We start from the raw sequence: 25,539 nt of genomic DNA on the forward strand, positions 1-25,539 counted from the left end.
GTTTTTGTACAGTAGCTTAAGTAACTACCAAGGCTATACAACGCCCTTTCACCCCCCCACCTAATCAAGGGATATTTATTAGATAATTAAGCCGGCACCATGGTGCCGATGAACTTAGCTAACAGCTTGTCGCTAGCAGGATCTTTCAACTCAATCTCAACGATGGTTTGGCGCTTCCCCCGCTTCAAAACAGTGCCAACGGCATGAACCGCCTCACTGGTGGCTGGGCGCAGGTAGTGAATTTTAAACTCGGACGTCACGACGGCCTTCACATCAGGCAAAACCGACAGGGCCACCAAACCAGCGCAAGTATCCGCCAGCGTCGCCAGCACACCGCCATGAATATAGCCTAGATTTTGCTGAATATTTGCTTGATTCCTCACCCCTAAAATCACTTCACCCTCTTCCATCGAAATGACTTCGCCACCAATAAAATCCCAAAACGGCATCTTTTTCAATTGCTGTGCCGTTAACTCTTTATCTAACATACTTAGCCTCCAAATTGATCATTCAAACAACGTCAACACATCTTTAGGTTGTTGCAAAACATAGGTAGGATGTAAAATCCCTTCAGCCGACATACTACCCCACTTAGCATACGCAAAGTCCATCTGCGCCTGCTGGGCAGCCTGATAATCGGCCAATGAATCACCTATATATAATACCTCATCTGCCAATAAATTGACACGATTTAAACCTAACAACAAAGGCTCAGGGTGTGGCTTATGCTGTTTAGTGTCGTCAGCTAAAATCGCTAGCTGCATAAAACGGTCAAGCCCTTGACGCACCACATCAACTTCATACTGCTCCCGTGTCTTTGCCGAAACAATCCCTTGAACAATCCCTTTAGACGCCAATGCTTCAAACACGTCCACAAACCCTTCAAAAACCACCGCACCTTCCTCATACTCATTCACATAACGCACCCAACGCGCATAAACACGCTCTTTATCCTCAAACCCCAACTCTTCCATCACTGCCATGCCAGGATAAGAAGCAAACTTTATCACCTGTTCAAAACGCCACGCTTCTCCCGTCTCCTCCTCAATAATTTTCATCAGTGGATACATATTCATATCCAACGTATTTAGCACCGTCCCATCCAAATCATAAAAAACCCCTTTATAACCCTTCAAACCAAAACCCCCTTAATAAATATCGCCGTTACTCACCCTTTATTATACCATCCTCTTGATGAATTATAAAATTTTATTATATTGTAAAATAAACTTTACATTTAGTTTATTATAGTATACAATACATTTAAGAAATAGAACATATATAAAGGAGTTGTGTCTTATGTCATATCAAGAAAAGAAAACCATGGTGACGATGGCTTCACAAATATTAATACTCATTGTCTACCTCTTTTATGTTTTTAATCAACTACAAGGAACCCCCCTTTTAGCTAACGACTTACTTTTTTGGGCACGAACCATCTTGTTCTTTCTCATAATCGGTGTCGTAACAACCATCGTTATTCTAATTGCTTTTCATATCTATTTATCCGTTGCAATAGCCGTCAAAGAAAACCGAGCAGGCAATCAAGTTGATGGCGACCAAATCGAAAAAACCCTCGAACTAGACATGGTAGAAGACGAAATGGATAACCTCATCAGCTTAAAAGCCGTCCGTTTTGGCTATGCCTTCTCAGGCTTTGGCTTTCTAGCCGCTGTCATCGCTGTCGTTTTAGGTGCAACCCCCGCCGTGATGATCAACATCATCTATTTGTCTTTCACCTTTGGCTCAATTTTAGAAGGCATGGTCCAATTGTACTTCTACCGAAGGGGTGTGACAAATGGCTAAGAAAATAAATATCACTAATAAAATCCGTACCTTGCGCTTTTTCAACAATGAAATGACACAACAACAACTAGCCGAAAAAGCCGGCGCATCCCGCCAAACCATCATCGCCATCGAAGCCGGCAAATACTCCCCCTCACTAGAAATGGCTTTTCGAATCGCACACGCATTCGGTGTCGAGATCACAGACGTCTTTGAGTTTGAAGTGATTGAGGAATAATTCTGAACTTGATAGACTAAGTCGGTTGGCATTATCAAAAGCGAACAACAGGTAATTTAACCAATCACATCTTATGCTTGATTTGCCGCTACTCCCACTAAATCAAATCCCGTCATTTCTCACTTACGTGGGCGCACACAACAAGCGCTCGAATATGTGAGCGCCCCAGTTCGCGCACACAACAAGCGTCCGAATATGTGAGCGCTCCAGTTCGCGCACACAACAAGCGCTCGAATATGTGAGCGCTCCAGTTCGCGCACACAGCAAGCGCTCGAATATGTGAGCGCCTCAGTTCGCGCACACAACAAGCGTCCGAATATGTGAGCGCTCCAGTTCGAGTAAGTGGGAAGTGAACGAGCGTAAGCAGGAAATGTATTACCGTAAAATAGACTACGATAAAGCTTATTGGTCATGAAATCAGATATTTCGTGACCGATTAGCTTTATTCAGTCACGAAATCAGTCATTTGTTGACCGATTAGCTTTACTTAACATCCGCTTACGTTCGCGCACACAACTACCGTCCGAATATGTGAGCGCCTCGGTTCGCGCACACAACAAGCGCTCGAATATGTGAGCGCTCCAGTTCGCGCACACAACAAGCACTCGAATATGTGAGCGCTCCAGTTCGCGCACACAACAAGCACTCGAATATGTGAGGTAAGTGGGAAGTGAAGAACCGTTGAAACTAACTAAATTATCCTGCCAAATGAATTATGGTTTGGCGTTCTCTCACTTCCCGCATACTCAGATACTCAAGAATCTGACGCCAAACGCCTAATTTCCCGTCAGATACTCAAGAATCTGACATCAAACAACTAATTCTCGTAAATGGGTAATGGAAGTCCGTTGAAACTAGCTAAAAGTGCCCGCCGAATAAGCTGAGGTTTGACGGTTCCTCACTTCCCACTTATATGTGAGCGCCCCAGTTCGCGGTAAATGAGAAATGACGGTGCTTCACTTCCCGCTTACGCTGGCGAGGAAGTATGTGAGCTTCGCCACCAAATTAAATTGCTGGCGATGCATAGCCACTCCCTCGCCATCTATTTAATTGCTAGCTCTCGATTCTTGCTAAAAGTAAATGAATGTTGATATTTTTGCAAAAATCTCAAGTTTAAAATGATTAATCCGGCCACTGCTAACAGAGCAATGACCCGATTATATAGTTGCCTAATGATTCGTGTGATTTTCCTCCATAGGTGGGCTATCATAGACTGACAGTCACTTACTTCCCAGCCGGTATTCCGCCACATCAAAAAATCTGAACCTTTAATGATAGGATAAAAAAATCCATCTAATCATTAAATGTTCAGATATTTATTGGAAGACTTGCTGCTTACAACTATTACCCTTATTCTACCACTTTAAACTTCTCCAAAACAGCCTCAACCTTTTCTAAATCTTGCGCATACTCATTCTCAAAATGATGGTCAACCATCAACTGCTTATAAGACGTCACCCATTGTTGGCTGCCGTAGTGAAATTTATAGATACTGTCATACTCACTAAAAGAATCAATTTCTTCCTCACCTGTTTTATCCAAAAATAAAGCTAACGCCTCACGCAGATAAGAAATTTTCAGGCGCGCTAAACTTGCCGGCTGACTATTTTTTTTCGAATTCTCAGGTCTAAAATGCAAGGCAAGATAAACCAGCTCATCAATTTCTAAAGCTTCTTCATCTAAGGTGATATATTCATCCAAAATTTTATCTTTGTCTGGGTAATCCATTAACAAGGTGAACTTTTCCACAGCCGTTTCTGCAATAAATTTCTTATTCAAACAACATTTCTTAAATTTTTTCCCACTCCCGCATGGGCACGGATCATTTCTACCAACCTTACCAATATCGATTGACTCGTCATAATAATTCACACCGAGCTCACCAAGCAGGATATTTCTTCTTTCCATCTCGGCTTCATTAGCAGCGATTCTAGCCTTAAGGTCAGCCATCTTTGCCTCAAGGTCAGCCATCTTTGCCTCAAGGTCAGCCAGTTTTGCCTCACTGGCTTTTATGTCGTCTTCGGTTGGTTCAACAAGATTCCACTTAAGCAATTCCGCAATTACATCATCAATCACATACACGCGATTCCAAGTTGTTTCTTCTGAATGAATGGCATCGATAAAATCATCGTAAGGACCATTGGCACGTGTATCGATAAACCCTAAATCATATAAATACTGAACTTCATCAATCAACTCGAAAAGATGACGGTCAATAATAACATTTTGGACCTCAGTCGCAATAGGCTCAATAAAAGCTTCCCCTTTATCTAAAATTAAATGCTTCAGATAAGCGACCAATTCAGATTTATCATATTGCCCATCTTCACTGAGCTTTGCTAAAACCTCTAATGCAGCGCCGCGGGTGTACGGATTAACGTGAATATTCTCGATTAAAAATTTAAGTTCCTGTATATCCCCATCAAATGTACTATACAAAATAGCCGCAAAAGCTTCTGTCACTAAATCCCCATAAAGATGTTGACTATCCTTGTAAGACAAAGAAATCAAGTCGATAATTTTACTAAAAGCCTTTGGCTCCCTAAACTGCGCCAATATAAAGAATGCATATAAGTGCAGCTTATAATCACCGGTAACCATTTTTTTAGGATTTTCAATTAACTGATCCAACTCAGCCAACAACAAATCCGTTGTCCGTTCCTTATTTTCGATTAACACAGACAACCTTTCCCTCGCTACCCCTGTCTTCGGATACCGTAATTCATTAATCATCGCTTCCACAAAAAAACCCCTTTAAACTTGATACTCCATTTTATAATAAATATCCCTGCAAATCAAAAAATCCCTGCCTGTTCATTCAGCAGAGATATTTACTTGAAGTCCTAACGTATCGACTTGCAATGTTTGAATGTTATAGCCCGGAAAATGCTTGGATAATTCGCTTTGGATGCGTTGACCTTGGCCTTGAGGGACGTAAAACATGACAGTTGGGCCAGCGCCACTCAAGGAAACGCCATAGACATCCAATTGCGAGGCTAAATCCAAACTTTTCTTAAGTTCAGGGACCACTTGCATGCGATAAGGCTGATGGAACAAGTCTTGCATCATCATTTTCCCTGCCAACGACCATTGGTTGGTCAACATGGCTGCCACCAAAACATTGGCCACAGCACTTGCCTTCACCGCCTCTTTATAGGGCATGCTTTCAGGCAAGAGACTACGAGCAGCTTGCGTTTTCAATTCATAACTGGGGATAACCGCCACCAAATCGATTTCAGGTGTTTGACCAAATACAATCTGGGTTTCAGTTTCATCATGCATCCCAATCACCAAACCACCGTACAAGGAAGCCGTTGCGTTATCCGGATGCCCCTCAAAAAGACTGGCCCGACGGGCTTTTTCAGCCATACTTAAATTTAAAGTCAACAAAATATTCGCCAACTCAATGCCAGCCACAATCGCAGCCGCACTACTCCCCAAACCACGTGCCAAGGGAATATCACTCGTCATTTGAACCCTACAAGCCGGAAGCACTTGTCCATAATCGGCGGCCACAGCAGCGGCCACTTGATAGACTAAGTTTTCCTTTCCGGTCGGTATACCCTTGACTGCTTCAGTCATAGCTACAAAAGTCCAATTATCATCACTACTTGGCTTGACTGACAAGGTTAAATAACGATTCACGGCTAAGCCAATTGAATCAAAACCAGGACCTAAATTGGCGGTACTAGCGGGCACTTTAATCGAAAAGGAAAAGGTATTTTCCATAACTAATCATGCCCTAAAATATGTTGAAAGACAATCGCTTGATCATCCGGTAAAACAATAGGTTCAAAGCTGGCGGTATCTATGGCTGTTTCTGGATCTTTCAAGCCATTTCCCGTTAAGACCGCCACAACGGTTGCGCCTGCTTGAATGTTTCCGGCTGCTAAATCTTTCATCACCCCTGCAATTGACGCACATGAAGCTGGTTCGGCAAAAACCCCTTCTTCTGAAGCTAACATTTGATAAGCTTGTAAAATTTCTTCATCGGTAACCGAATCAATAGCGCCGCCGGATTCATTGGCCGCATTGACGGCAAACGCCCAACTGGCAGGATTACCAATCCGAATGGCCGTCGCAATGGTTTCAGGTTCTTCAATCACTTTATTTTGTACAATAGCAGCGGCACCTTCAGCCTCAAAGCCACGCATTTGCGGTAAGCCCGTACCCTTTATGTCATGATATTCTTTGAAACCTTTCCAGTAAGCCGTAATATTGCCAGCATTCCCAACCGGAATAGCTAAAACATCTGGCGCTTGGCCTAATTGATCGCACACTTCAAAAGCCGCCGTTTTTTGGCCTTCAATGCGATAAGGATTGACAGAATTGACCAAGGTAATTGGTGCCACTTCACTTAAGTTGCGCACCATCGTTAAAGCATGATCAAAATTCCCCTCAATCGCATAAATTTCCGCCCCATACATCATAGCTTGGGCTAATTTTCCCATAGCAATTTTCCCATCAGGAATAATCACAATGCACCGCAAATTCGCCCGCGCAGCATAAGCCGCAGCTGCTGCCGAAGTGTTCCCTGTCGACGCACACATTATCGCTTGGCTGCCAGCTTCTTTAGCCTTAGCCACTGCCATCACCATTCCGCGATCTTTAAATGACCCGGTTGGATTCAAGCCTTCATACTTAGCATACAATTTAATGCCTAGTTTTTTAGATAAATTATCCAACGGAATCAAGGGCGTATTCCCTTCCATCAAGCTCAATGCCGGTGTTTCATCCGTTACAGGTAGAAATTCCTTATATTCTTTTAGCAGTCCTTGCCAACCTAACATTAATATACATCCCCTTCAATACGATAATAGCTTTTGATTTTTTTAACCGCTGGCGAATCATTAAGTGACGCCAACACCTTTAAGAAATTACTTTTCTTCGTTTCATAGGTCGTCACTACAATCTCAGCCAAGGCTTCATTGGCTACCGGTAATTGCAATACTTTTTCTAAACTGATTTCTTGCTCGCCAAACAAAGTCGTTATTTCAGCAAAAGTACCTGGCACATCGACGGCTTGCAGACGAATAAAGTACTTGGCTTTTATTTCATCATCTGATTTTAATTGCTTTTCAAATTGCGGAGGCGTCATGCTGTTGCCCGTCACACCTAAATTCATGTTTTTAATGACCGTAATTAAATCCGACACCACTGCCGTAGCGGTTGGTAACGACCCAGCCCCCGGTCCCGAAAACATTAATTCGCCAATTGCTTCCCCATTAACATAAATGGCGTTGAACTCATTATTCACCGTGGCTAATGGATGCTCGTTAGGAATCAATGTCGGTTCAACACTCACTTCCACTTTTCCGTCCGTACGTTCAGCCAAAGCTATCAACTTCATGGTATAACCTAATTGATGACAAAATTCTAAGTCATTTTTTGTCACATTGGATATCCCACGGACACTTACATCGTCTAAATCAATTTTCATAGAAAAACCTAAAGCGCCTAAAATATTCAACTTTCTAGCCGCATCCAAGCCTTCCACATCCGATGTCGGATCGGCTTCAGCAAAACCTAAAGCTTGGGCCTCTTGTAAGACATCCTCATATTCTCTGCCCTCTTGCGACATTTTAGTTAAAATAAAATTGGTCGTCCCATTTAAAATCCCCATCAATTTGGTTAATTTATCCGACGCTAAACCATCCACCAGACTCCGAATAATCGGAATCCCGCCAGCCACACTGGCTTCGTAATAGAAATCACTCCCATTCTCATGGGCTAGCTCCAACAAATCATTGCCATAGAGAGCCATCATATCCTTATTAGCCGTCACAATGTGCTTCTTATTTTTCAAAGCCCGCTTCACATATTCCTTGGTATCCTCAACACTACCCATCACTTCGATAACCACATCAATTTCAGGATCATCAATAATCTCATTCACGTCTTGAGTCAAAACAGCCCCATTTAAATAAATATCTCTGGGTTTACCCATATCTTTGACTAAAATCTTTTTGATTTCCACATGACAACCTAATTGATGCTGCAACTTATCCTGATGTTCATGAATAATATGCACAACCCCACTACCCACTGTTCCTAATCCTAAAAGCCCAATTGAGACATTTTCCATAACTATTCGTACCTCACTTTATTTTCATTTGGTAGAATTCACTTCATTGTATCATATTACGCGCAAACATTCTCATAGAATTCTAATCATAGTCATGATATAATTTGTCTAAGTAAAATGCAATCTTATTTTACATCAATTAGCAAAGATTCTCTTCGGCCATTGCCTAGCGCCTATATCAATTACCTTTTTTCACATGGTTTAAAAGGAGCGAATCAAGATGTTTGAAATAACCCTCATTGTTGTAGCAGCGGTATTTATTATCATGGGTTTTATTAGTGGGAATAAATTATTTGAGTTAACCATCAACCCAAAAGCTGACCGCAGTACAATTGCTAAAGCGCCACATAATGTGGTGGATGTGAGCGAGCGCTCACCCATTGAAATCGAGATTGATCAAGTTTGGTGGACCAAGGTCGACCGCCAAGAATTGATTATGACGTCGTACGATAATTTGAAATTGCATGCCTACCGTGTTACTAACGAAAATCCTAATGACCTATGGATGATTTGTGTGCATGGTTATACGAGTAACGCGACGCAAAGTATCCCTTTTGCCAGGCGTTTTTACGAAAAAAATTATAATATCATCATGCCGAATTTACGTGGGCACGGACAAAGTGAAGGCGATTATTTTGGCATGGGTTGGACCGATCGCATGGACATTATTTATTGGATTAACTTCATTATTCAACAAAATCCCCAGGCGAAAATTGCCCTTTTTGGGATTTCGATGGGCGGTTCAACCGTCATGATGACCGCAGGTGAACCGCTACCTAACAATGTGTTTGCAGTCATTAATGATTGTGGTTACAGTTCCGTCTGGGCTGAGTTTTCCTATCAAGTCAAACTTTTATACAACTTACCCAATGTGCCTATCTTAAATTTCGTGAGTATCATTACCAAAATCCGGGCGGGTTATTTTTTAGAAGAAGCCAATGCCATTCGCCAAATTAAGAAAACCCAGCTGCCCATCTTATTTATCCATGGCGAAAAGGATACCTTTGTGCCTTCGGATATGGCTGAAAAACTCTATCAAGCCAGCGCAGGTGAAAAAGACAAAATGATTGTAAAAAATGCTGGCCACGGCCAGTCCGCGCTACTCGCCGGCGAAGCCTATTGGGATAAGGTTTTTGCTTTTTTAAATAAATATCACGAGTTTTAAGATTAAAGCAACCGCCTCTTGAAAGTGAAGAGGCGGTTGCTGTGTTTATGGTTGACTTAATTTAACCACCACTTCCGTATGGACGGTTTGACCAAATAAATCGACGGGTTGAATTTCATCAATGGTGTAGCCGGCGTCAGCGATTAGGCGGCAATCACGCGCACAAGTTGCCGGATTGCAAGAAACATAAACGATCCGCTGCGGGGCTAATTCAGTTAACGTTTGAATGAACTGCTGATCTAAGCCCTTACGCGGGGGATCAACGACGGCAACATCAAAATGAATGCCTTCTTTTTGCCAATTAGGTAAAACATCTTCGGCTTTACCGACTTCAAAACTAACATTTTCAATTTGATTTAAACGAGCATTTTCTTTAGCCATCGCTATGGCTTCAGCGACGACTTCCATGGCATAAACCTGTTTAGCCGACTGGGCTAAAGCTAAACTAATACTCCCAATCCCGCAATACGCATCTAACACTGTCTCAGTCCCACTTAATTGCGCATAATCAATCGCTGTTTGATATAAGCGTTCCGCTTGCGGCGTATTTACCTGATAAAAAGATTGTGCCGAAATTTTAAATCGTAAACCCAGCATCTCATCTTCATAAAAGGCTTGTCCCCATAAAACACTGTTTTCACGCCCCATAATCACGTTTGTTTCCTTGGTTTGAAAATTAGCAACAATGCTGACTAAATGGGGAATTTGGTCAACCATGGCTTGAACAAGGGCTTGTTCATGAAGCATTTTTTTGCCGTTTAAAACGAATACAACCATTATTTCTTCCGTATAATGACCTCTTTTAACAATAATATGACGGACTAAGCCCGTATGGCTTTCTTCGTTATAGGCAGAGATATGTAGCTGTCTTAAAATATTCCGTACAGTTAAAATTGTTTGGTCAATGACCGGATGTTGAATATAGTAATTTTCAATGGGTATCAGATCGTGGCTATTTTTTCTGAAAAAACCTGTTTCTAGTTGGTTATTTATTTGGCGAACGGGGATTTGGGCTTTATTGCGATATTCCCAAGGCTTTTCCATACCAATGGTCGGGTGAATCGTTAGTTGGCTAAATTTTCCAATCCGTTCAAAGGCATCCTTAACCAGTTTTTGTTTAAATTTCAGTTGCTCACTATACTCAAGATGTTGCAGGGTCATCGTCCCTATTTGTCTTCCTACATCGTCTTTGGCCTCAACGCGATGTGGACTTGCTTGAATAATTTTCAGCAATCTACCGTAGCCAAATTTTTTACCTAATTTTACAATTTTAAATTCAATCGTTTCTCCTGGTAAAGCCCCTTCAACAAAAATAGGGAAATGATCGATTTTTACGACCCCTTCACCTTGAGAAGTTAAATCCAAGACAGAACTTTTCAATATTTGATTTTTTGATAAATTTTTCATTTCCATTTATTACCTACCCAAACCTGTTTTTTATAGTATATAATAGATATATTCATATTAACAGACACTAAGGACTGACTATTTAACAAAATGATTATTTAATAAAATAAATATCATTATATTTCTTTAATATGTTATAATATCATAACTAGCCAGGGGGTATAAAATATGCGCGATGAATTTAAATTTGAAAAAGAGTTTCAAGAATTTATTAAAAAAAATGGCCATTTATATAAAACGGATGAAGAACTTGTTCATGCTTTCCTTCAAGAAATTTTCGGAGATTTAACTTACAAGGAAAATTTATTTACTGGATTTGATGTGACAGAAGGAAATCCACAAAAATCATTAGAGCTTGTCGAACAAGCATTAGACACCGATGTTTGGAGTGAACGTAAGGCGCTTTTAGAAAAAGCACTTGACGAATGGCCCGATAATTACGATGCGCAAATCTTACTGATTGATCCTAACTGTTCAATTGTTGAACGGATCGAACAATTAGAAGATATCTATGATGATGCCACTGACTTTTTTGATTTACAAGAACAAGAAGGCTGGCTAAACTTTGAAGAACGACCTTATATTCGTCTACAACATTATTTAGGGTCCTTATATATGGAAAACGGCATGTACAATAGTGCGTTAGATGTCTTCTTATCCGTAGCAGGGATTGATGAATCTGATGGTGCTGGTATTCGCTATCAAATCATGTCAACCTACGCTTTGATGAACGATTATACATCGGCAACCGAATTTTTCCAAGAGATTGAAGATGCAACTGAAGATGAAGGCATGATTATCCCGCTTTTATTCACAGCCGTACTGGATCAAGATTATGAAACCGCCGAATCCTTAATGCGCTTATTAATAACGCTTAATAGTCAGGTAGGAGAATTATTTACCGAAGATTTTTGGCCTTTGGAGAAAATATTCAAAGCGCAAGATCAATCCTTTACTAACTTGACTGAGTTTACTTATTTAGCTCAAATCCTTGCTAATTTAACCCCCTTAGTCACCAGTTCTGAATTTTTGTATGTCTATTTAAAAAATCTGTATGAATCTTTACAACAAACCTCTCAAGCAAAAGAGCCTGAATTATTAATTCCAGATCCTGTTGTGAGTAATAAAGTAATTGAATTTCCTAAAGAAAAAGTTCGTTCAATGCCAACAACCTTAGAACAGCCTTTATTTAGTGGTTTAACGGAAAAGCAAGTCGCTATTTTGAATGACTTACACTTAAATAGTTTTGAAGCCTTTACGAAAGTAACCGAAAATGACGTTTTATCCATCAAAGGTATTGGACCAGCCACCATCAATAAATTACGTGTGAATGGTGTGGTCTTTTTAGGCAAATAATTCGCTCTATAATAAATAAAAAGCTGGAAAAAGTATTTTAAATACTTGTCCAGCTTTTTATATTGTTAGTCTTTCTTGTCATCTTCAGAAAAAGCTTCTTTGACACCGTCAACTGCTCCTTTGACACTGTCTGAGGCATCATTAACTTTTTCTTTTATTTTTCCGCCTGTATTTTGAGCTTTGCCTTCATTTTCTCTTCTTTTATTGCCACTAACTTTACCTGTTAGCTCTTTGGCTTTACCTTCAACTTGATCTCGTTTATCATCTTTCATATATCTATACCTCCTAATGTTTATATATTAAGTGTAATTAATTGATAGAAAGATGACAACTATTTTGCTCAAGGGTTATTTATTTTGATTGGCAATGAAGTTTTCCATGTATTTTTCCATTTGATCTTTATCACGGGCTTTTTGTGCTTGCGAAATGTTTGCTGGATTCAAAATGTAGGTCACTTGACGCTGATTGTTTTCATCCAAGGCGATGATCATTTCGCCTTCATCTTCATCTTCCGTCAGACGTTGAACCTTCACATAATGACCTTCCAAATAGGCAAACACTTCTTCAGCTACCGCTTCACGTAAAACGCGGTACATTTCCGCTTGTTGTGCAGGAATCATATAAGCATCAATTTTTACAAATTCTTCTTTTTCGCGGCGACTATTTGTTTGTTTTTTGGCCATAACATCACTTTCCTATCCATCACTAAATATGGTGAATTCTATATTCCTCCATAAAATCTAAGTTTCCTTCTATTATATAGCGTTCTAATGTGGTTAGCACTGCTTGGTCTTCATTAGATCCAACTTGAAAACGACAGCTATCAGCTAAATCATGATCAGCATTTTCCATCGCCACACTATATAAGACTTCCTTCATCATACTTTCGTCATTTAAACTATCCCCAAAGGCCATCGATGCTTCAGGTGAAATCCCTAACAGCTCTTGTAAATATTTCACAGCCGAACCTTTTCCACCTTCAGCCGTATAAATATCAATCCAACCATCACCACTGGTTACAGCATTGACAGCTTCAAAACGTTCATTCAGGATGCGGGCTAAAACTTTATTTTTCTCTAATGAATGATCACTCATGACAGCGATTTTTGTGATTAAGTGTCCATTATCAATTTCATCGAAAGAATCAATCATTTCTAGTTTATTATTATAACGTCGTATCCGTTCATAACCTGCACTATCTACCTTACGCATATATGACTGGTTACCTAAACTAATTTGAATATAAAATCCTTCAAATTCATCAATAAATGTCGCAATTTCTCTTAATAAATCAGGTGTAATCCCAATGGCTCGTGTAATCTGTCCTCCATGAACCAAGTAATTACCATTATCTGTGGCATAATACATATTTTTGTGATGTTCAACATCAACATATTCAACCACTTTATGGTAAGAATTTCCGGTAGCAATACACATGGTAACGCCTGCTTGAATCAATTGTTCACTGATACGATTAAAGCGCTCTTCATCATACGTTTTATTTTTACGTAAAAGTGTTTCGTCTAAATCAATCATTATTAATTTTAAAGTCATGATATCTCCTTTTGAACATTTATAGGTAAAATGCATCCAAGTTTTATTATACCTAATTTTGAGATTGAGCGTTAGGTTTATTTGGTTAATGATTGTGTTAGTTCAATAAATAATTAAAATAATGTGTCTTAATTAGCGAACTCAAATTATACAAGTTGTTAATCAACGCGGTAAGTTATGATTATTAGCGCGTGATGTGTCTTTATCGATTTAAGGCAAGGTATTTCCGGCACTTAGATAAATCTTATACCATTCTTCGCGACTCAATTGGATATCGGCTCCTTGCGCAATTGCCGTTATTCTATCAAGATTCATGGTACCGATGATTGGTTGCATATTAGCTGGATGTCGATTAATCCAGGCGATAGTTAATGCTTCAAGGGTGATTCCTTTTTCTTCAGCCATCTCATTCAGTGTTTGGGTCAATTCCTTGTAATCCGGATGTTTAATGAATAAACCTTGTCCTAAATCAACTTGATAAGGTGACCAAGGTTGGATTGTAATGTTGTGTAACCGGCAATAATCCAAAATGCCCCCATCACGGTTAATTCCCGCATCATTTAACATATTAACATTGAACCCTGCATCAATCATTCCAGTATGCGCTGGTCCAAATTGTAATTGATTAGCCGTAATCGGTACATTGAGGTATTTATTTAAAAGTTCGATTTGATAAGGGTTTTGATTGCTTACTCCAAAATAACGGACTTTTCCTTGACTCTTCAATAAATCAAAAGTTTCAGCAATCTCTTCGGGTTCATATAAAGCGTCGGGACGATGTAATAAAAGGAAATCTAAATAATCTGTTTGCAGACGTTTAAGGGATCCTTCTACGGTCGTCATTAAATGTTCTTTCGAAAAATCAAACATCCCTTTACGAATACCTGCTTTTGATTGAATAAAGATATCTTCGCGTTTAATCTCACTGTTTTTTAGTGCTTGACCGAAAAGTTCTTCGGAGGCACCCCGTCCATAAATATCGGCATGATCAAAAAAGTTAATCCCATTGTTTACTGCCGTCTCAATAATTGACTGACTTTCATCAACTGTTTTCTCATTCATACGCATGCAACCTAAAACAACTTGTGAGGCGTTTATCTCGGCACTCCCAACATTCATATACTTCATTTTGCCACTCCTTAAAAAATGATTTGTTTAACATGTCTATTTTAACATAGCCTAGATGAAAACGTATATATTGTGTCCTTAATCTTTGTGAGCGGAATCATATACTTCAATGTCTTGTTAGCGATGTCAAAATGATAAATAAATAAATTTATAAATTTTTTATTTCACAAACAAGTTTTTTTAATTATGAAAACTTAAGCATTACTTATAGATTAAGTTTATGTAGAATTAAATTTCTAGTCAAAATTACGATAGTTGCAAAATTATGATTACAATTATCTAAAAAGTTAAACAAAACACTACCCAAGTTTGCGCTTTATGGTAAAATATACCTATATAAATTATTTTGAATTTTTTGTTAGTCTGAATTTGAAGGTATCTTTAAATATTTTTGTATGCTGGTTCACATACGGCGATATTTATTTGAATTTTTCCTAAGATGTTTTCAATGAAAGCGTAAAAATACAGCTTTGAGGAGGAGAATAATGAGTAAAAAAGCATATGAATGGCTATTCCCTGGCCTATCATTACTGCTGTTCGTCACATTACTGGGGGCAATGTTAGTAGAAACTAATTCGATGTCTATGGGTACATTAATTTCGTATTCAACGGGATTATTAGCGTATACTATGATGCTTGTTGTTACGTTTATTGGCTCACGACCACGTTTTATAGAAAAGAACTTTGGGATGCCTGAAATGTATGAAGTCCATGCATTAATGTCCGTCGTTTTATCTATATTAGTCGTTATCCACATGGTGTTACAATTTGGCGGCTTCCGTAACGTATTGAACATGTCGATTGTTTCACAAACAGGTTATATTGCTGTTGTTTCATTAATCATAGTTATGCTAACAGGTATTTTCTCGTTATCAGGACTATTTGTCAGCAACAACAAAAAACTTCGTGAATTCAAAGAGAAAAAGGTAAATCGTGAAATTAGTTTATGGTTGCACCGTTTAGCAATCGTTGCTATAATCGCCGTTTATTTCCATTTATACTATTTACCTTTCTTAAGAAATAATACTGTATTCATGACTTTATTAACCGTCTATACAGTTGCTACCCTAGGTTTCTACGCTTATTGGAAAATTAAAATCCAAACGTCACCTATGTACCAGGTTTCCAAAATTTATCGTGGTACACCTACTTTATGGGTATTAGAATTTGAACCAGTTAATAAAACTTTAATGCGTTACACCGCTGGCGATTATTTCTTCATTCGTTTCAAAGGTGATGCTGATATCACGAAAGAAGGACACCCATTCTCAACTTCTAGTGCAATTACAGCACGCTACAAAAACTCAATTGAGTTTATGATTAAAGAAGCCGGTGACTGGACAGGCGCATTGAAAAATATCAAAGTTGGTGATAAAGCTCAATTAGAAGGTCCTTATGGTCACTTTATGCCTCAACACGTTGAGTACTCTAATGAAGAAGAAGTACCTTTCATCTTATTAGCAGGTGGGATTGGTTTAACACCAAATCTTAGTGTGTTACGCCATGAGATTGAGAAAAAATCCCAACGTCGTATCTTCTTAGTTTGGGGATTATCCTACAAAGAAGATATGTTTATGGTGGATGAACTTGAAGAAATGACTAAAATTAATCCTAACTTTACCTACCATATTATCTTCTCTAACGAAGAAGTTGAAGGTTATCCATTTGGATTTATTACGGATAAATTCTTACAAGAAATTGGCGCAGCTGAATTTTATCAAACCGGTGAATTCTTTGTCTGTGGTCCTCCTCCAATGTTAAATGCGACAAGAACATTGATTAGAAATGTAAATATCCCTGAAGAACACGTTCACCTTGATGATTTCGGGTTCTAATCTAAGCATAATTTAAGTGAAAGGAAGTAAAAAATGGGCAAAAAGACAAAATTTGTTCTAGAGATGATTGCTGTGGCTATCATTATCTGGATCTTGACCGTTATTGTTTTCACTGATCAAGTCTCCTTTAGACAAGCAGGCGATGCTGAAGAAGTAGTAACGATGCCTGAAGGTGATTTAACAGATGGAACTTATACGGGTCAAGCAGATGGTCATAATGGACCACTGGAAGTGCAAGTTGTTGTAGAAAATGGTGAAATTACTGCCGTTGATGTATTAGACCATGTTGAAACTGAAGGTATTTCTGATCCAGCTTTGGCAGAAGTTCCTGCTGCTATTGTTGAAAACAATTCAACTGATGTGGATACCGTATCTGGTGCAACGGTCAGTTCAGAAGCAATTATCACAGCCGTTAATAACGCATTAAGTGGTTCTGCTGGTGATACAACGAGTGAAACAACTGAAGGTGAAGAAACAGCTGCATTAGTAGATGGAACATACACCGGCGAGGCTGAAGGTCATAATGGTCCTTTAACCGTTGAAGTTACTGTGACAGATGGTGTCATTGCAAATGTTGCTGTGACTGATCATGTTGAAACTGAAGGTATCTCAGACCCTGCTATTGAAGAAATTCCCGCTGCCATCGTTGAAAACAATTCAACGGAAGTTGACTTAGTTTCTGGCGCTTCTGTGACTTCAGGAGCTATTATTGAAGCCGTTAATAATGCTTTGAGTAGTGAAGCAACACAAGCAACCTCTACTGAAGAAGTTGCTGAAGAAGATGGCGAAACAGTAGTTGTGGAAGCACCGTCTTCATTACCAGCGATTGTTGGTTATGTGTTCGCCGATGGAACCTACACAGGCGAAGCTGAAGGCCGTCACGGTCCCATTGAAGTCGAAGTGACTATTGAAGAAGGCACAATTGCCAACGTTGAAGTGTTAAATCATGTTGAATCTGAAGATATTGGGGTTCCCGCAATTGAAGCAACTACAGCCGCAATCGTTGAACAAAACTCAACCGATGTTGAAGTGGTCTCTGGTGCTAGTTTAACTTCACAAGGTGTCATGAACGCAACCAAAAATGCTTTAGGTATTTTAGTTGTAACCAATGACGAACCTCATTTAGTCTTTGAAGACGGGACTTATACAGGGGAAGCTGAAGGCTTTGGCGGTCCTATCCGGGTTGAAGTTATCGTTGCCGAAGGTAAAATTTCTGAAGTGACTATTTTAGAACACGGTGAAACCCAAGGTATTTCTGACCCAGCGATTGAAGAAATCCCAGCTGCGATTATTAATCAAAATAAAGTTAATGTATCAGCTGTTTCTGGCGCAAGCTACACTTCGCTTGGTATCGTTAATGCGGTTAGTAATGCATTAAATTTACCAGAATTAACACAAGAAGATTTAGGCTCAGCCACCGTTACAACCCAAGTAGCAACTACCGAAGAAGCAGTTGAAGAATCTGAGGAAGTTTCTGAAGAAGAAGCAGCTGAAGAGTCTGAGTCTGAAGAAGTTTCAGAAGAAGTTGTTTGGCAAGATGGTACATACACAGCTGAAACGGAAGGTCATAATGGACCTCTAGAAGTTGAAGTAACCATCGAAGAAGGTGCCATCACGGCTGTAGAAGTATTAAACCACGAAGAAACGGAAGGTATTTCTGACCCAGCTATCGAAGAAGTACCTGCAGCGATTGTTGAGGCTAACTCTACTGAAGTTGATATCGTTTCAGGTGCCTCTGTGTCTTCACAAGCTATCATTGATGCCGTTAATCTAGCCCTTGAAGAAGCGGCTGGTGGCTCAAGTGAAACAACTTTCGAAGACGGAACACACACTGGTTCGGCTGAAGGTCATAACGGTCCGCTTGAATTAGAAGTCGTTGTTGAAGATGGAGCTATCGTTGAAATCAACATTCTTGACCACTCAGAAACAAAAGGCTTATCTGATCCTGCCTTTGAAGAAGTCGTTGCAGCAATTATTGAATCAAATTCAGTTGAAGTTGATACAGTATCTGGCGCTACTTATACTTCAAACGCAATCATCGACGCCGTTAAAAATGCCTTAAATATCGAAGAATAACCTTTACCACTCAAAGAGTTGACCCTCAACGGTCAGCTCTTTTTTTATGGCTTTAAGGAATTGTCAGATGGCAACTACTGCTTATCAAGCTAACTGTAAAGAGCTTGGTTTGTAGATTTGAAAGTGGAACTTACTCAGGCAGAATATTCCACATAATCAATTAAGTGGAACCAACTCGGCCTGAATATTCCACATAATCAGCAAATGTGACAAGTGAGTGACCATCAGTCCTATAATAAGCCCACCTATGGAAGAAATTCACAATAATTATTAGACAAAAGTTTAATTGGGTCATTACTCTGTGAGCAGTGTCCTGATTCATCATTTTAAACTAGAGATTTCTGCAAAAAACCAAAATACATTTACTTTTAGCGGGAATCGTGAGCTGGTATTTGAATAGATGGCGAGGGAATGACTGTGCATCGCCAGCAAATTGAATAGGTGGCGAAGCTCATATATCTCCTCGCCACCAATTAAATTATCCTTATTATATTGTCCAATCTTAAGTTGACGGCACTTATTTCCCACTTACTCTTGCGGGATTAAGTGGAACAAACTCGACCACAATATTCCACATAATCAGCTAATGTGACAAGTGAGTGACCGTCAGTCCTATCAAACCCCACCTACCTAACTCCTTCAGTCCTCATTAAATAAAGGCGAAGCCAAAAAAACCGTCTTATCTACCAAATAAGACGGTGGGGTTTATGATTGTTAGTTTGATGGGTGGGGATATTTATTCAAGGGGTTATTCTTGGTCTTCAGCTGTATCTTCCATGTCGAATGCAGGTCTTAAGTGGCCTTCTGCTTCTAACTCGGATAGGAAGTCGTAGACTTCTTGCGATGTGAAAGCAGCTTGAAGGGCTTTAATTTCGTCTGAATCAACATTCCCTTCGCGAACAACTAATTGAATGGCAAAGGTGTTATCCGATTCGTCTTCTAAGAAAATAGCATCCGCTGGGGTTAAATCGATGCTAGCGATATAGGTTGGGTAGTTGAATACTAAATCATAGCCATCTTCATAAGCGGCCGTTAGATTCAGTAAATCAATGTGTTCAAATTCTAAGTTCAATGGGTTGTCGGTAATATCTTCCACTGTCGCAAAGAAACCAGCTTCTTCGTCTAACGTTAACAAGCCTTGATCTTGCAATATTAATAGCGCGCGTGCTTCATTGGTTGGATCTGAAGGAATAGCTACTTCTGCGCCTTCTTCAATTTCATCGACAGTTTCATAGGTCGGTGAGTAGAAACCAACCACGGCGTTGTAAATAGGTTGAATCGCCACCAAGTCGCCGTCACGTTCTTCATTAAACATTTCCATAAATGGTTCATGTTGAGCAAAGCTGGCAATCACTTCATCATTTAATAAAGCTTCGTTGTATTGAATATTGTCGGTTACTTCAACGAGTTCGACGGAATAAGGTTCAGCAATGGCTTCTCCGGCTAATTCAACCACATCAGTCATTGGGGGTAAGTGTGAGGCTACGCGTAAAACATTTTCGTCTTGAGCGGTTACCGTCGTTGATGCAAAACTAACACTCGCTAATAGGACAGTAAGTCCTGAAACAAATAATTTTTTAAACATGTTATCTTCCTTCCTAACTTTAACGTTTATCTAAACGGTTGGCTAAATTCAAACCTAGCCATTGAATAATTTGGACCAAAATAATAATAACTACAATCGCCGTATACATAATATCATCTTCGAAACGTTGGTAGCCGTATCGAATCGCAAATTGACCAATTCCCCCTCCTCCAACGACGCCCATAATGGTTGAGTAGGAGATAAAACTAACAAAAGCACTTGTAAATCCAACGATTAAAGAACTTCTCGCTTCGACATATAAAAACTTTGTCACTAACTGTGGAATCGAAGCTCCCATTGCCCGCCCTGTTTCGACCACACCTTTAGGAACATCGCTTAAGGATTGCTCCACAAAACGGGCATATAAAGCAATCGCGATAACCATCATGGGAAAGGAAGCGGCAACAGGATCCCCGGTTGCCCTACCATAGACCGCGCGAATTAGAGGTTGCATGGCAATAACCAACAATAAAAATGGAAATGACCGAATGATATTTACTATAATATTGGCGGTTTGATAAATCCATTTGTTTTCTAAAATACGCCCCTTGGCCGTTAAATATAAAAGGGTTCCTAGTGGTAGCCCAATCAGAATGGCAGCTAGTGAAGCGAACCCTAGCATGATAGCTGTTTCGACTAAACTTTCGGCCAAGGACGGCCCATAATCAGCCAACCGTTCAAAATAAATACTTAAGGCTTCTTTAGTCATTTAACAAAACCTCCATCGCACGTTCATGATAAGATTGTGCTACAACTTTTGAGGTATTCGGTGTTATGTCTAACAAATCCACCACTTGTCCTTCTTCCATAATCGCTACCCTTTGACAGAGGGCTTTAACAACACTCAGTTCATGCGTTACAATCACGGTGGTAATTTGATACTTTTCGTTAATTCGGCGTAAAACATCAACAATTTCACCGGTGGTAAATTCATCCAGGGCCGATGTGGGTTCATCACACAAAAGGATTTTGGGTTTAATAATTAAAGCCCGCGCAATACCGACCCTCTGTTTTTGTCCCCCCGAAAGTTGAGCAGGATAACTATCCCGTTTATCTTCTAGTCCGACAAAGCGCAACACTTCATCTAATTCTAAATAGTCTTCGTAAGGATGCAGGGTTAGAGGCAACATAATATTCTCGGCCACGGTCAAATTTGATAACAAATTAAATTGTTGAAAAATCATCCCGATATTTTTGCGATAAAAACGTAATTTACTTTTTTTAATTTGACAAACATCAACACCATCCACTAAAACACGGCCTTCATCGGGTGTTTCCAATTGATTAATCATCCGCAATAAGGTCGATTTCCCGGCTCCTGACTGCCCAATCACGCCAAAAACTTCATGATCCTTAATCGTTAAATTAATGTTTTTTAAGGCACTCAATTGATTTTTACCTTTTTCGGTACGGAAAACTTTGCTCACATTTTCAAACTGAATCAAAATCCCACCTACTTTCTATTTTCAGACTATAACAGATATTTATAATAAATAATACAGATTTACACTGGTGTTTCAATACAATAACTTTATCACAGTCTTGTATTTATAGCAACTCTTTAAACCTACCTTTCTGAAACCTCGTCTCTAATAAAACAGTTTCTCGCATGTGTATACATAATGTTTTAACCCTTATCAAGGTCATTATCATCTTTTTTTGAAAACTGATTGACTAATTTTCAAAATAACATTAAAATTATGAGAATGAGATTAAATACAAAGGTGGGCTGTCGATTGAAAGAAGCATTTAAATTTGTTTTTCCCAAAACAATCCCTATAATGACGGGATATTTATTTTTAGGTATTGCATATGGTTTTCTCATCACATCGCAAGGTTATGATGTTTGGATTCCGATTGCGATGAGCCTCTTTATTTATGCAGGATCGATGCAATATGCAGCTATTCCTTTATTAGCAGCCCCTTTTGATCCTTTAGGTGCATTTATTTTAACTTTAATGGTTAACGCTAGGCATGTTTTTTATGCGATTGCTCTTTTACGGCAATATCATGACATGGGCTGGCAAAAATGGTACAGTATTTTCGCCTTAAGCGATGAAACTTTTTCCTTGAATATATCGATGGAAATTCCTGAAGATATTAATCCTTCATGGGCTTATTTTCATGTGTCTTGGCTCGATCATTTCTACTGGGTGGCTGCGACGGCCTTAGGTGCTTTACTGGGTAGTTTCTTGACTTTTGATACGACTGGTATTGAATTTGTTTTAACCGCCCTCTTTTTAAGTATTTTTGTGGAGCGTTGGCTCAATACAAACGATCACCGTGCCGCAATGGTTGGGGTCGTTGCTCCCGTGATTTGCTTAATCATTTTTGGACCGGCTAATTTCATGATTCCAGCTATGTTTTTGATTTTACTTATTTTCGCGATTGAATACTATCAAAAGGAGCGTCGCCATGACTAATACCGAAATTATTATAACCATCATTGTCATAGCGGCTGGAACTATTTTAACGCGTTTCATAGCTTTTATCATTTTTCCACCCCACAAAACGCCGCCAAAATTCGTTCAATACCTCAGCAAAACCCTACCCGCAGCGGTCATCGGCTTATTAGTTGTCTACGCTTTTAAAGACACACAACTATTCGCCTATCCCTATGCGCTACCCGAAATCATCGCATCCATCGTCTTAGTCATCATCCACGTCTGGAAACGCAACACCATGCTAACCATTGCCATTTCAACTTTATTGTACATGTTTTTAGTTCAGATCGTCTTTGTTTAACAATCCTCACGGATTGTTTTTTTATTTATTATTTTTATAAAACCCCTTCGAATAAATACCCCTGATGAAAGCTTGGTGCATCTGATTTATGGAGATATTTATTTGAAAGGGTTTTGTATAATGATGTTTAATTGCTTTTTCAAGGCGTATTATTAGTAAATTTAATTACATTTGATATAATGATATTATGAGATAAAAGAAATTATATGTTTCTTTTAGTTCAAATTAATTATATTTCTAGGAGAGATAACCATGAAAAAATCATTGAAAAAATTATTGACGATTGGTACAAGCGCTATGTTAATGACGTCTTTAACCGCCGGTCAATTGGTTTTAGCTCAAGAAGAAAGTGCTACTGAAGAAACCTCTGAAATGGTCGAAGAAACTGCCCAGAGCGAGGATGTTGAAACTAGCTCTGAAGACGTTGAAGATGTTGATGACGAAGCGATGACTACGGATGCTAGCGAACGTCAAACCGCTTACGAAACAGCTTTAAATCATTTCCGTGAAACATATCCCGATGCACAAATTAGCCGTATTCATATTTCAGAAATAAGTGAAGACTTGTGGGAACAAATCACTGATTTCTTTAGTGGAGACAATAACGACGATCAGGCTACTGAAACAACCGAGGTCGTTGACAATGCTGAAGTTGAAACAGAGGTCATTGAAGAATCTGTACCCGCTGATGATACCGTGGCTGATGATACCGTAGCTGACGACGAAGAAGTTCACTACGAAATCCGTATCTTTGCATTGGATGCAACGACTGAATATGAAGTGGCTTATTATGAAACGGGCGAATTAATCCAAGGTGACATCAACGAGTTAGATCCTGACGAAGCTTCAGAACGTTTGACCAATGAAACCTTCAATATCGATGACACGATTCCATTTGACGAAGTTGAAACTGCCGCATTAGACCATGTTGGCTATGGCGAAACGATTGAATGGGATTTAGTTTACGACACCAACCAACACGCTAATCCTTATTGGATTGTACAGGTTGAAGAAGTATCAGATGAAATGTTTGGTAACCGCAATGCGGAAGTTTGGATTGACGCAACTACCGGTGAAGTCTTTGCTGCTTCTGGCGATGACGTGGTAGACCCTTCAACACCTGTTGAAGAATCCTTCGAAGAAGCTGTTGACCCAGTGACTGAAGAAGACGTCATTGAAACGGTTGAAGACCCTGCTATGGACACCGTCGATAGCGTTGAAGAAGACGTTGAATAAGGTTAACCCCATAATAAATATCTTAATTCATCCAGTTGCGCTTGCAGCTGGATTTTTTCTTTATCTCAGTCTCTTGACGGATGAATTTATTTGAAAGATTTGTTAGAATTAATCTAATTATGAAAGGAGTGATCAAATGAATAATTGGTGGAAAGATTTGCGGCGCATACTCCTTTGGGTAAGTATAATTTTCGGAATTATTTTCACGATATTTATTATTAATCAGTTTATTACGCTCTATCAATTTTTAGCAGCTATAAATTCTGTGTTCGCAATCATTACCGTAAGTGCTTTATTAATAGCCATCACGGTGATAGCTTACAAACTAGGACGCGTCCTGTTCAGCAAACCATTGGTGATTGAATTAGCCGATAATGCTTCTAATGAAGAATATCAAGAGTATATTAAACTATTAACTGAACAATTAAAAACTAACCCCTTATTAGCCGAAATTGAATTCAAGGCTGATGATCCACACTTAGAAGAAAAAATTGAAGAAAGTTTTACGCTATTAAACGAAAAATCCCTACCTTTAATAAAAGAAAATGCTAACGCTATTTTTCTAAGTACGGCTATCTCACAAAATGGATCACTCGATAGTTTTATGGTGATTTTTTCGAATATTCGAATGATTTGGCAATTAGCCAATATTTATGGCACCCGCCCTTCTCTGGCTAGCTTAATTAAATTATACGCCCAAGTCGGTAGTATCATGTTAATGGCTCGGACTATGGAAGATTCCGACCTGATTGAAACACAAATGGAACCTCTTATCGCTTCAATTCTTGGCGAAAGTATCGCTTCAGCAATCCCAGGTATGGTGCCTATAGCCAACTTAGTCGTAAGTTCAATGATGGAAGGTTCAGTCAATGCCTTTTTGACTTTGCGCGTTGGGTTAGTCACACAAAATTATTTAAGCAGTTACCATCGCTTAAACCAACAAACGCTCAAACGCAGCACTTCCATGTTAGCCCTCAGCTACATGGGTTCCATCATTCGTACGAACAGTAAAACCGTTCTAAAAACCGTCGGCAATGCCGCTAAGAAAGCAGGGGTTGGCACGGCTAAACGATGGTTTGGTTTTGAAAGCAAAGGAAAAGACGCAGTTTAACAAACGCGTATAGGGAAAACGAATTACGCTATATGCGTTTGGGAAACGCGTATAGGGAAAGTGGATTACGCTATATGCGTTTGGCAAATATATATTAGAAACTGCGAACACGCCGGCCTTAGCTTAAGTGGGGGGTGCTGGCAAAAGCATTTGCCGGTACTCATCAGATATTGTGTACCGGCAAATTTTGAAAAAAAGTCGAAATTGGGCGGCAACTGTTGAGGCGATAATCG

At 39.4% G+C, this 25,539-nt stretch carries 24 protein-coding genes; 10 read left to right on the forward strand and 14 right to left on the reverse strand.

The genetic code is table 11. The annotated features are described in order from the left end of the window. Positions 1–86 precede the first annotated feature (86 nt). Both NRE15_RS04690 and NRE15_RS04695 read right to left on the reverse strand, forming a co-directional pair. Positions 87–488, reverse strand: a complete 402-nt coding sequence (locus tag NRE15_RS04690; RefSeq protein WP_313794445.1) for a PaaI family thioesterase — start codon at positions 486–488, stop codon at positions 87–89. Between the two features lie 18 nt (positions 489–506). Further along, the gene (locus NRE15_RS04695) at positions 507–1,136 is read right to left on the reverse strand and encodes an HAD family hydrolase (protein WP_313794446.1); all 630 of its coding nucleotides are present in this window, start codon (positions 1,134–1,136) and stop codon (positions 507–509) included. A 163-nt stretch (positions 1,137–1,299) separates the two neighbouring features. Here NRE15_RS04695 and NRE15_RS04700 point away from each other — a divergent pair, with 163 nt between their 5' ends. Together NRE15_RS04700 and NRE15_RS04705 are read left to right on the forward strand one after the other, a co-directional pair. Beyond that, on the forward strand, positions 1,300–1,806 hold the full coding sequence (locus tag NRE15_RS04700) for a hypothetical protein (protein WP_313794447.1): 507 nt from the start codon (positions 1,300–1,302) through the stop codon (positions 1,804–1,806). Further along, positions 1,799–2,023, forward strand: coding sequence for a helix-turn-helix transcriptional regulator (locus NRE15_RS04705; RefSeq protein ID WP_313794448.1), 225 nt, complete (start codon positions 1,799–1,801; stop codon positions 2,021–2,023). The genes NRE15_RS04700 and NRE15_RS04705 overlap by 8 nt, the downstream gene beginning before the upstream one ends. A 1,350-nt stretch (positions 2,024–3,373) precedes the next feature. Here the strand turns inward: NRE15_RS04705 and NRE15_RS04710 are convergent. The 4 genes from NRE15_RS04710 to NRE15_RS04725 all read right to left on the reverse strand — a co-directional run bounded on the left by NRE15_RS04710 (position 3,374) and on the right by NRE15_RS04725 (position 8,108). Beyond that, positions 3,374–4,756 carry a DUF1186 domain-containing protein gene (locus tag NRE15_RS04710; protein ID WP_313794947.1) on the reverse strand — a complete coding sequence of 461 codons (1,383 nt, stop codon included), beginning with the start codon at positions 4,754–4,756 and terminating at the stop codon, positions 3,374–3,376. A gap of 81 nt (positions 4,757–4,837) precedes the next feature. Beyond that, positions 4,838–5,752 (reverse strand): homoserine kinase, encoded by a 915-nt coding sequence (gene thrB, locus NRE15_RS04715; RefSeq protein WP_313794449.1) that lies wholly within the window; start codon positions 5,750–5,752, stop codon positions 4,838–4,840. A 2-nt stretch (positions 5,753–5,754) separates the two neighbouring features. After that, the gene (gene thrC, locus NRE15_RS04720) at positions 5,755–6,813 is read right to left on the reverse strand and encodes a threonine synthase (RefSeq protein ID WP_313794450.1); all 1,059 of its coding nucleotides are present in this window, start codon (positions 6,811–6,813) and stop codon (positions 5,755–5,757) included. Continuing rightward, positions 6,813–8,108, reverse strand: coding sequence for a homoserine dehydrogenase (locus NRE15_RS04725; RefSeq protein ID WP_313794451.1), 1,296 nt, complete (start codon positions 8,106–8,108; stop codon positions 6,813–6,815). The genes thrC and NRE15_RS04725 overlap by 1 nt, the downstream gene beginning before the upstream one ends. Positions 8,109–8,328: 220 nt before the next feature. On the opposite strand from NRE15_RS04725, the gene NRE15_RS04730 reads away from it, so the two are divergent. Further along, positions 8,329–9,273: an alpha/beta hydrolase gene (locus NRE15_RS04730; protein WP_313794452.1), complete on the forward strand. Its 945-nt coding sequence runs from the start codon at positions 8,329–8,331 to the stop codon at positions 9,271–9,273. Between the two features lie 45 nt (positions 9,274–9,318). On the opposite strand, the gene rlmD is transcribed toward NRE15_RS04730, so the two are convergent. Further along, on the reverse strand, positions 9,319–10,680 hold the full coding sequence (gene rlmD, locus NRE15_RS04735; protein ID WP_313794948.1) for a 23S rRNA (uracil(1939)-C(5))-methyltransferase RlmD: 1,362 nt from the start codon (positions 10,678–10,680) through the stop codon (positions 9,319–9,321). A 168-nt stretch (positions 10,681–10,848) separates the two neighbouring features. On the opposite strand from rlmD, the gene NRE15_RS04740 reads away from it, so the two are divergent. Beyond that, on the forward strand, positions 10,849–12,036 hold the full coding sequence (locus NRE15_RS04740; protein WP_313794453.1) for a tetratricopeptide repeat protein: 1,188 nt from the start codon (positions 10,849–10,851) through the stop codon (positions 12,034–12,036). Between the two features lie 65 nt (positions 12,037–12,101). Here the strand turns inward: NRE15_RS04740 and NRE15_RS04745 are convergent, their stop codons facing one another. The 4 genes from NRE15_RS04745 to NRE15_RS04760 form a co-directional block, all read right to left on the reverse strand. Next, entirely contained in the window at positions 12,102–12,308 is a 207-nt protein-coding gene (locus tag NRE15_RS04745; protein ID WP_313794454.1) for a CsbD family protein, read from the reverse strand. Positions 12,309–12,383: 75 nt separating this feature from the next. Further along, positions 12,384–12,719, reverse strand: a complete 336-nt coding sequence (locus NRE15_RS04750) for a hypothetical protein (protein WP_313794455.1) — start codon at positions 12,717–12,719, stop codon at positions 12,384–12,386. Positions 12,720–12,741: 22 nt separating this feature from the next. Beyond that, positions 12,742–13,590: an HAD family hydrolase gene (locus NRE15_RS04755; protein ID WP_313794456.1), complete on the reverse strand. Its 849-nt coding sequence runs from the start codon at positions 13,588–13,590 to the stop codon at positions 12,742–12,744. 210 nt (positions 13,591–13,800) lie between these two features. Continuing rightward, a complete protein-coding gene (locus tag NRE15_RS04760; protein ID WP_313794457.1) occupies positions 13,801–14,718 on the reverse strand; it encodes an aldo/keto reductase in 918 nt (305 codons plus the stop codon). 485 nt (positions 14,719–15,203) lie between these two features. Between NRE15_RS04760 and NRE15_RS04765 the strand changes: the two genes are divergently transcribed. Both NRE15_RS04765 and NRE15_RS04770 read left to right on the forward strand, forming a co-directional pair. Further along, on the forward strand, positions 15,204–16,553 hold the full coding sequence (locus NRE15_RS04765) for a ferredoxin reductase family protein (RefSeq protein WP_313794458.1): 1,350 nt from the start codon (positions 15,204–15,206) through the stop codon (positions 16,551–16,553). Between the two features lie 33 nt (positions 16,554–16,586). Further along, positions 16,587–18,629, forward strand: coding sequence for an FMN-binding protein (locus NRE15_RS04770; RefSeq protein ID WP_313794459.1), 2,043 nt, complete (start codon positions 16,587–16,589; stop codon positions 18,627–18,629). A gap of 748 nt (positions 18,630–19,377) precedes the next feature. On the opposite strand, the gene NRE15_RS04775 is transcribed toward NRE15_RS04770, so the two are convergent. From NRE15_RS04775 to NRE15_RS04785, 3 genes are read right to left on the reverse strand one after another with little or no spacing between them, the layout of a single operon-like run. Beyond that, positions 19,378–20,214: a MetQ/NlpA family ABC transporter substrate-binding protein gene (locus tag NRE15_RS04775; RefSeq protein ID WP_313794460.1), complete on the reverse strand. Its 837-nt coding sequence runs from the start codon at positions 20,212–20,214 to the stop codon at positions 19,378–19,380. A gap of 19 nt (positions 20,215–20,233) precedes the next feature. Further along, entirely contained in the window at positions 20,234–20,923 is a 690-nt protein-coding gene (locus tag NRE15_RS04780) for a methionine ABC transporter permease (RefSeq protein WP_313794461.1), read from the reverse strand. Continuing rightward, entirely contained in the window at positions 20,916–21,659 is a 744-nt protein-coding gene (locus tag NRE15_RS04785) for a methionine ABC transporter ATP-binding protein (protein WP_313794462.1), read from the reverse strand. Before NRE15_RS04785 ends, NRE15_RS04780 begins: the two co-directional genes overlap by 8 nt. A gap of 291 nt (positions 21,660–21,950) precedes the next feature. Between NRE15_RS04785 and NRE15_RS04790 the strand changes: the two genes are divergently transcribed. The 4 genes from NRE15_RS04790 (at position 21,951) to NRE15_RS04805 (ending at position 25,306) form a co-directional block, all read left to right on the forward strand. Further along, on the forward strand, positions 21,951–22,637 hold the full coding sequence (locus NRE15_RS04790) for an AzlC family ABC transporter permease (RefSeq protein WP_313794463.1): 687 nt from the start codon (positions 21,951–21,953) through the stop codon (positions 22,635–22,637). Further along, positions 22,630–22,959 carry a branched-chain amino acid transporter permease gene (locus NRE15_RS04795; protein ID WP_313794464.1) on the forward strand — a complete coding sequence of 110 codons (330 nt, stop codon included), beginning with the start codon at positions 22,630–22,632 and terminating at the stop codon, positions 22,957–22,959. Before NRE15_RS04790 ends, NRE15_RS04795 begins: the two co-directional genes overlap by 8 nt. Positions 22,960–23,211: 252 nt before the next feature. Beyond that, entirely contained in the window at positions 23,212–24,195 is a 984-nt protein-coding gene (locus tag NRE15_RS04800) for a hypothetical protein (protein ID WP_313794465.1), read from the forward strand. A 136-nt stretch (positions 24,196–24,331) separates the two neighbouring features. Beyond that, positions 24,332–25,306, forward strand: coding sequence for a DUF697 domain-containing protein (locus NRE15_RS04805; RefSeq protein ID WP_313794466.1), 975 nt, complete (start codon positions 24,332–24,334; stop codon positions 25,304–25,306). Positions 25,307–25,539 lie beyond the last annotated feature (233 nt).

Origin of the sequence: Fundicoccus culcitae (assembly GCF_024661895.1) — a bacterium.
GTDB classification, from domain to species: domain Bacteria; phylum Bacillota; class Bacilli; order Lactobacillales; family Aerococcaceae; genus Fundicoccus_A; species Fundicoccus_A culcitae.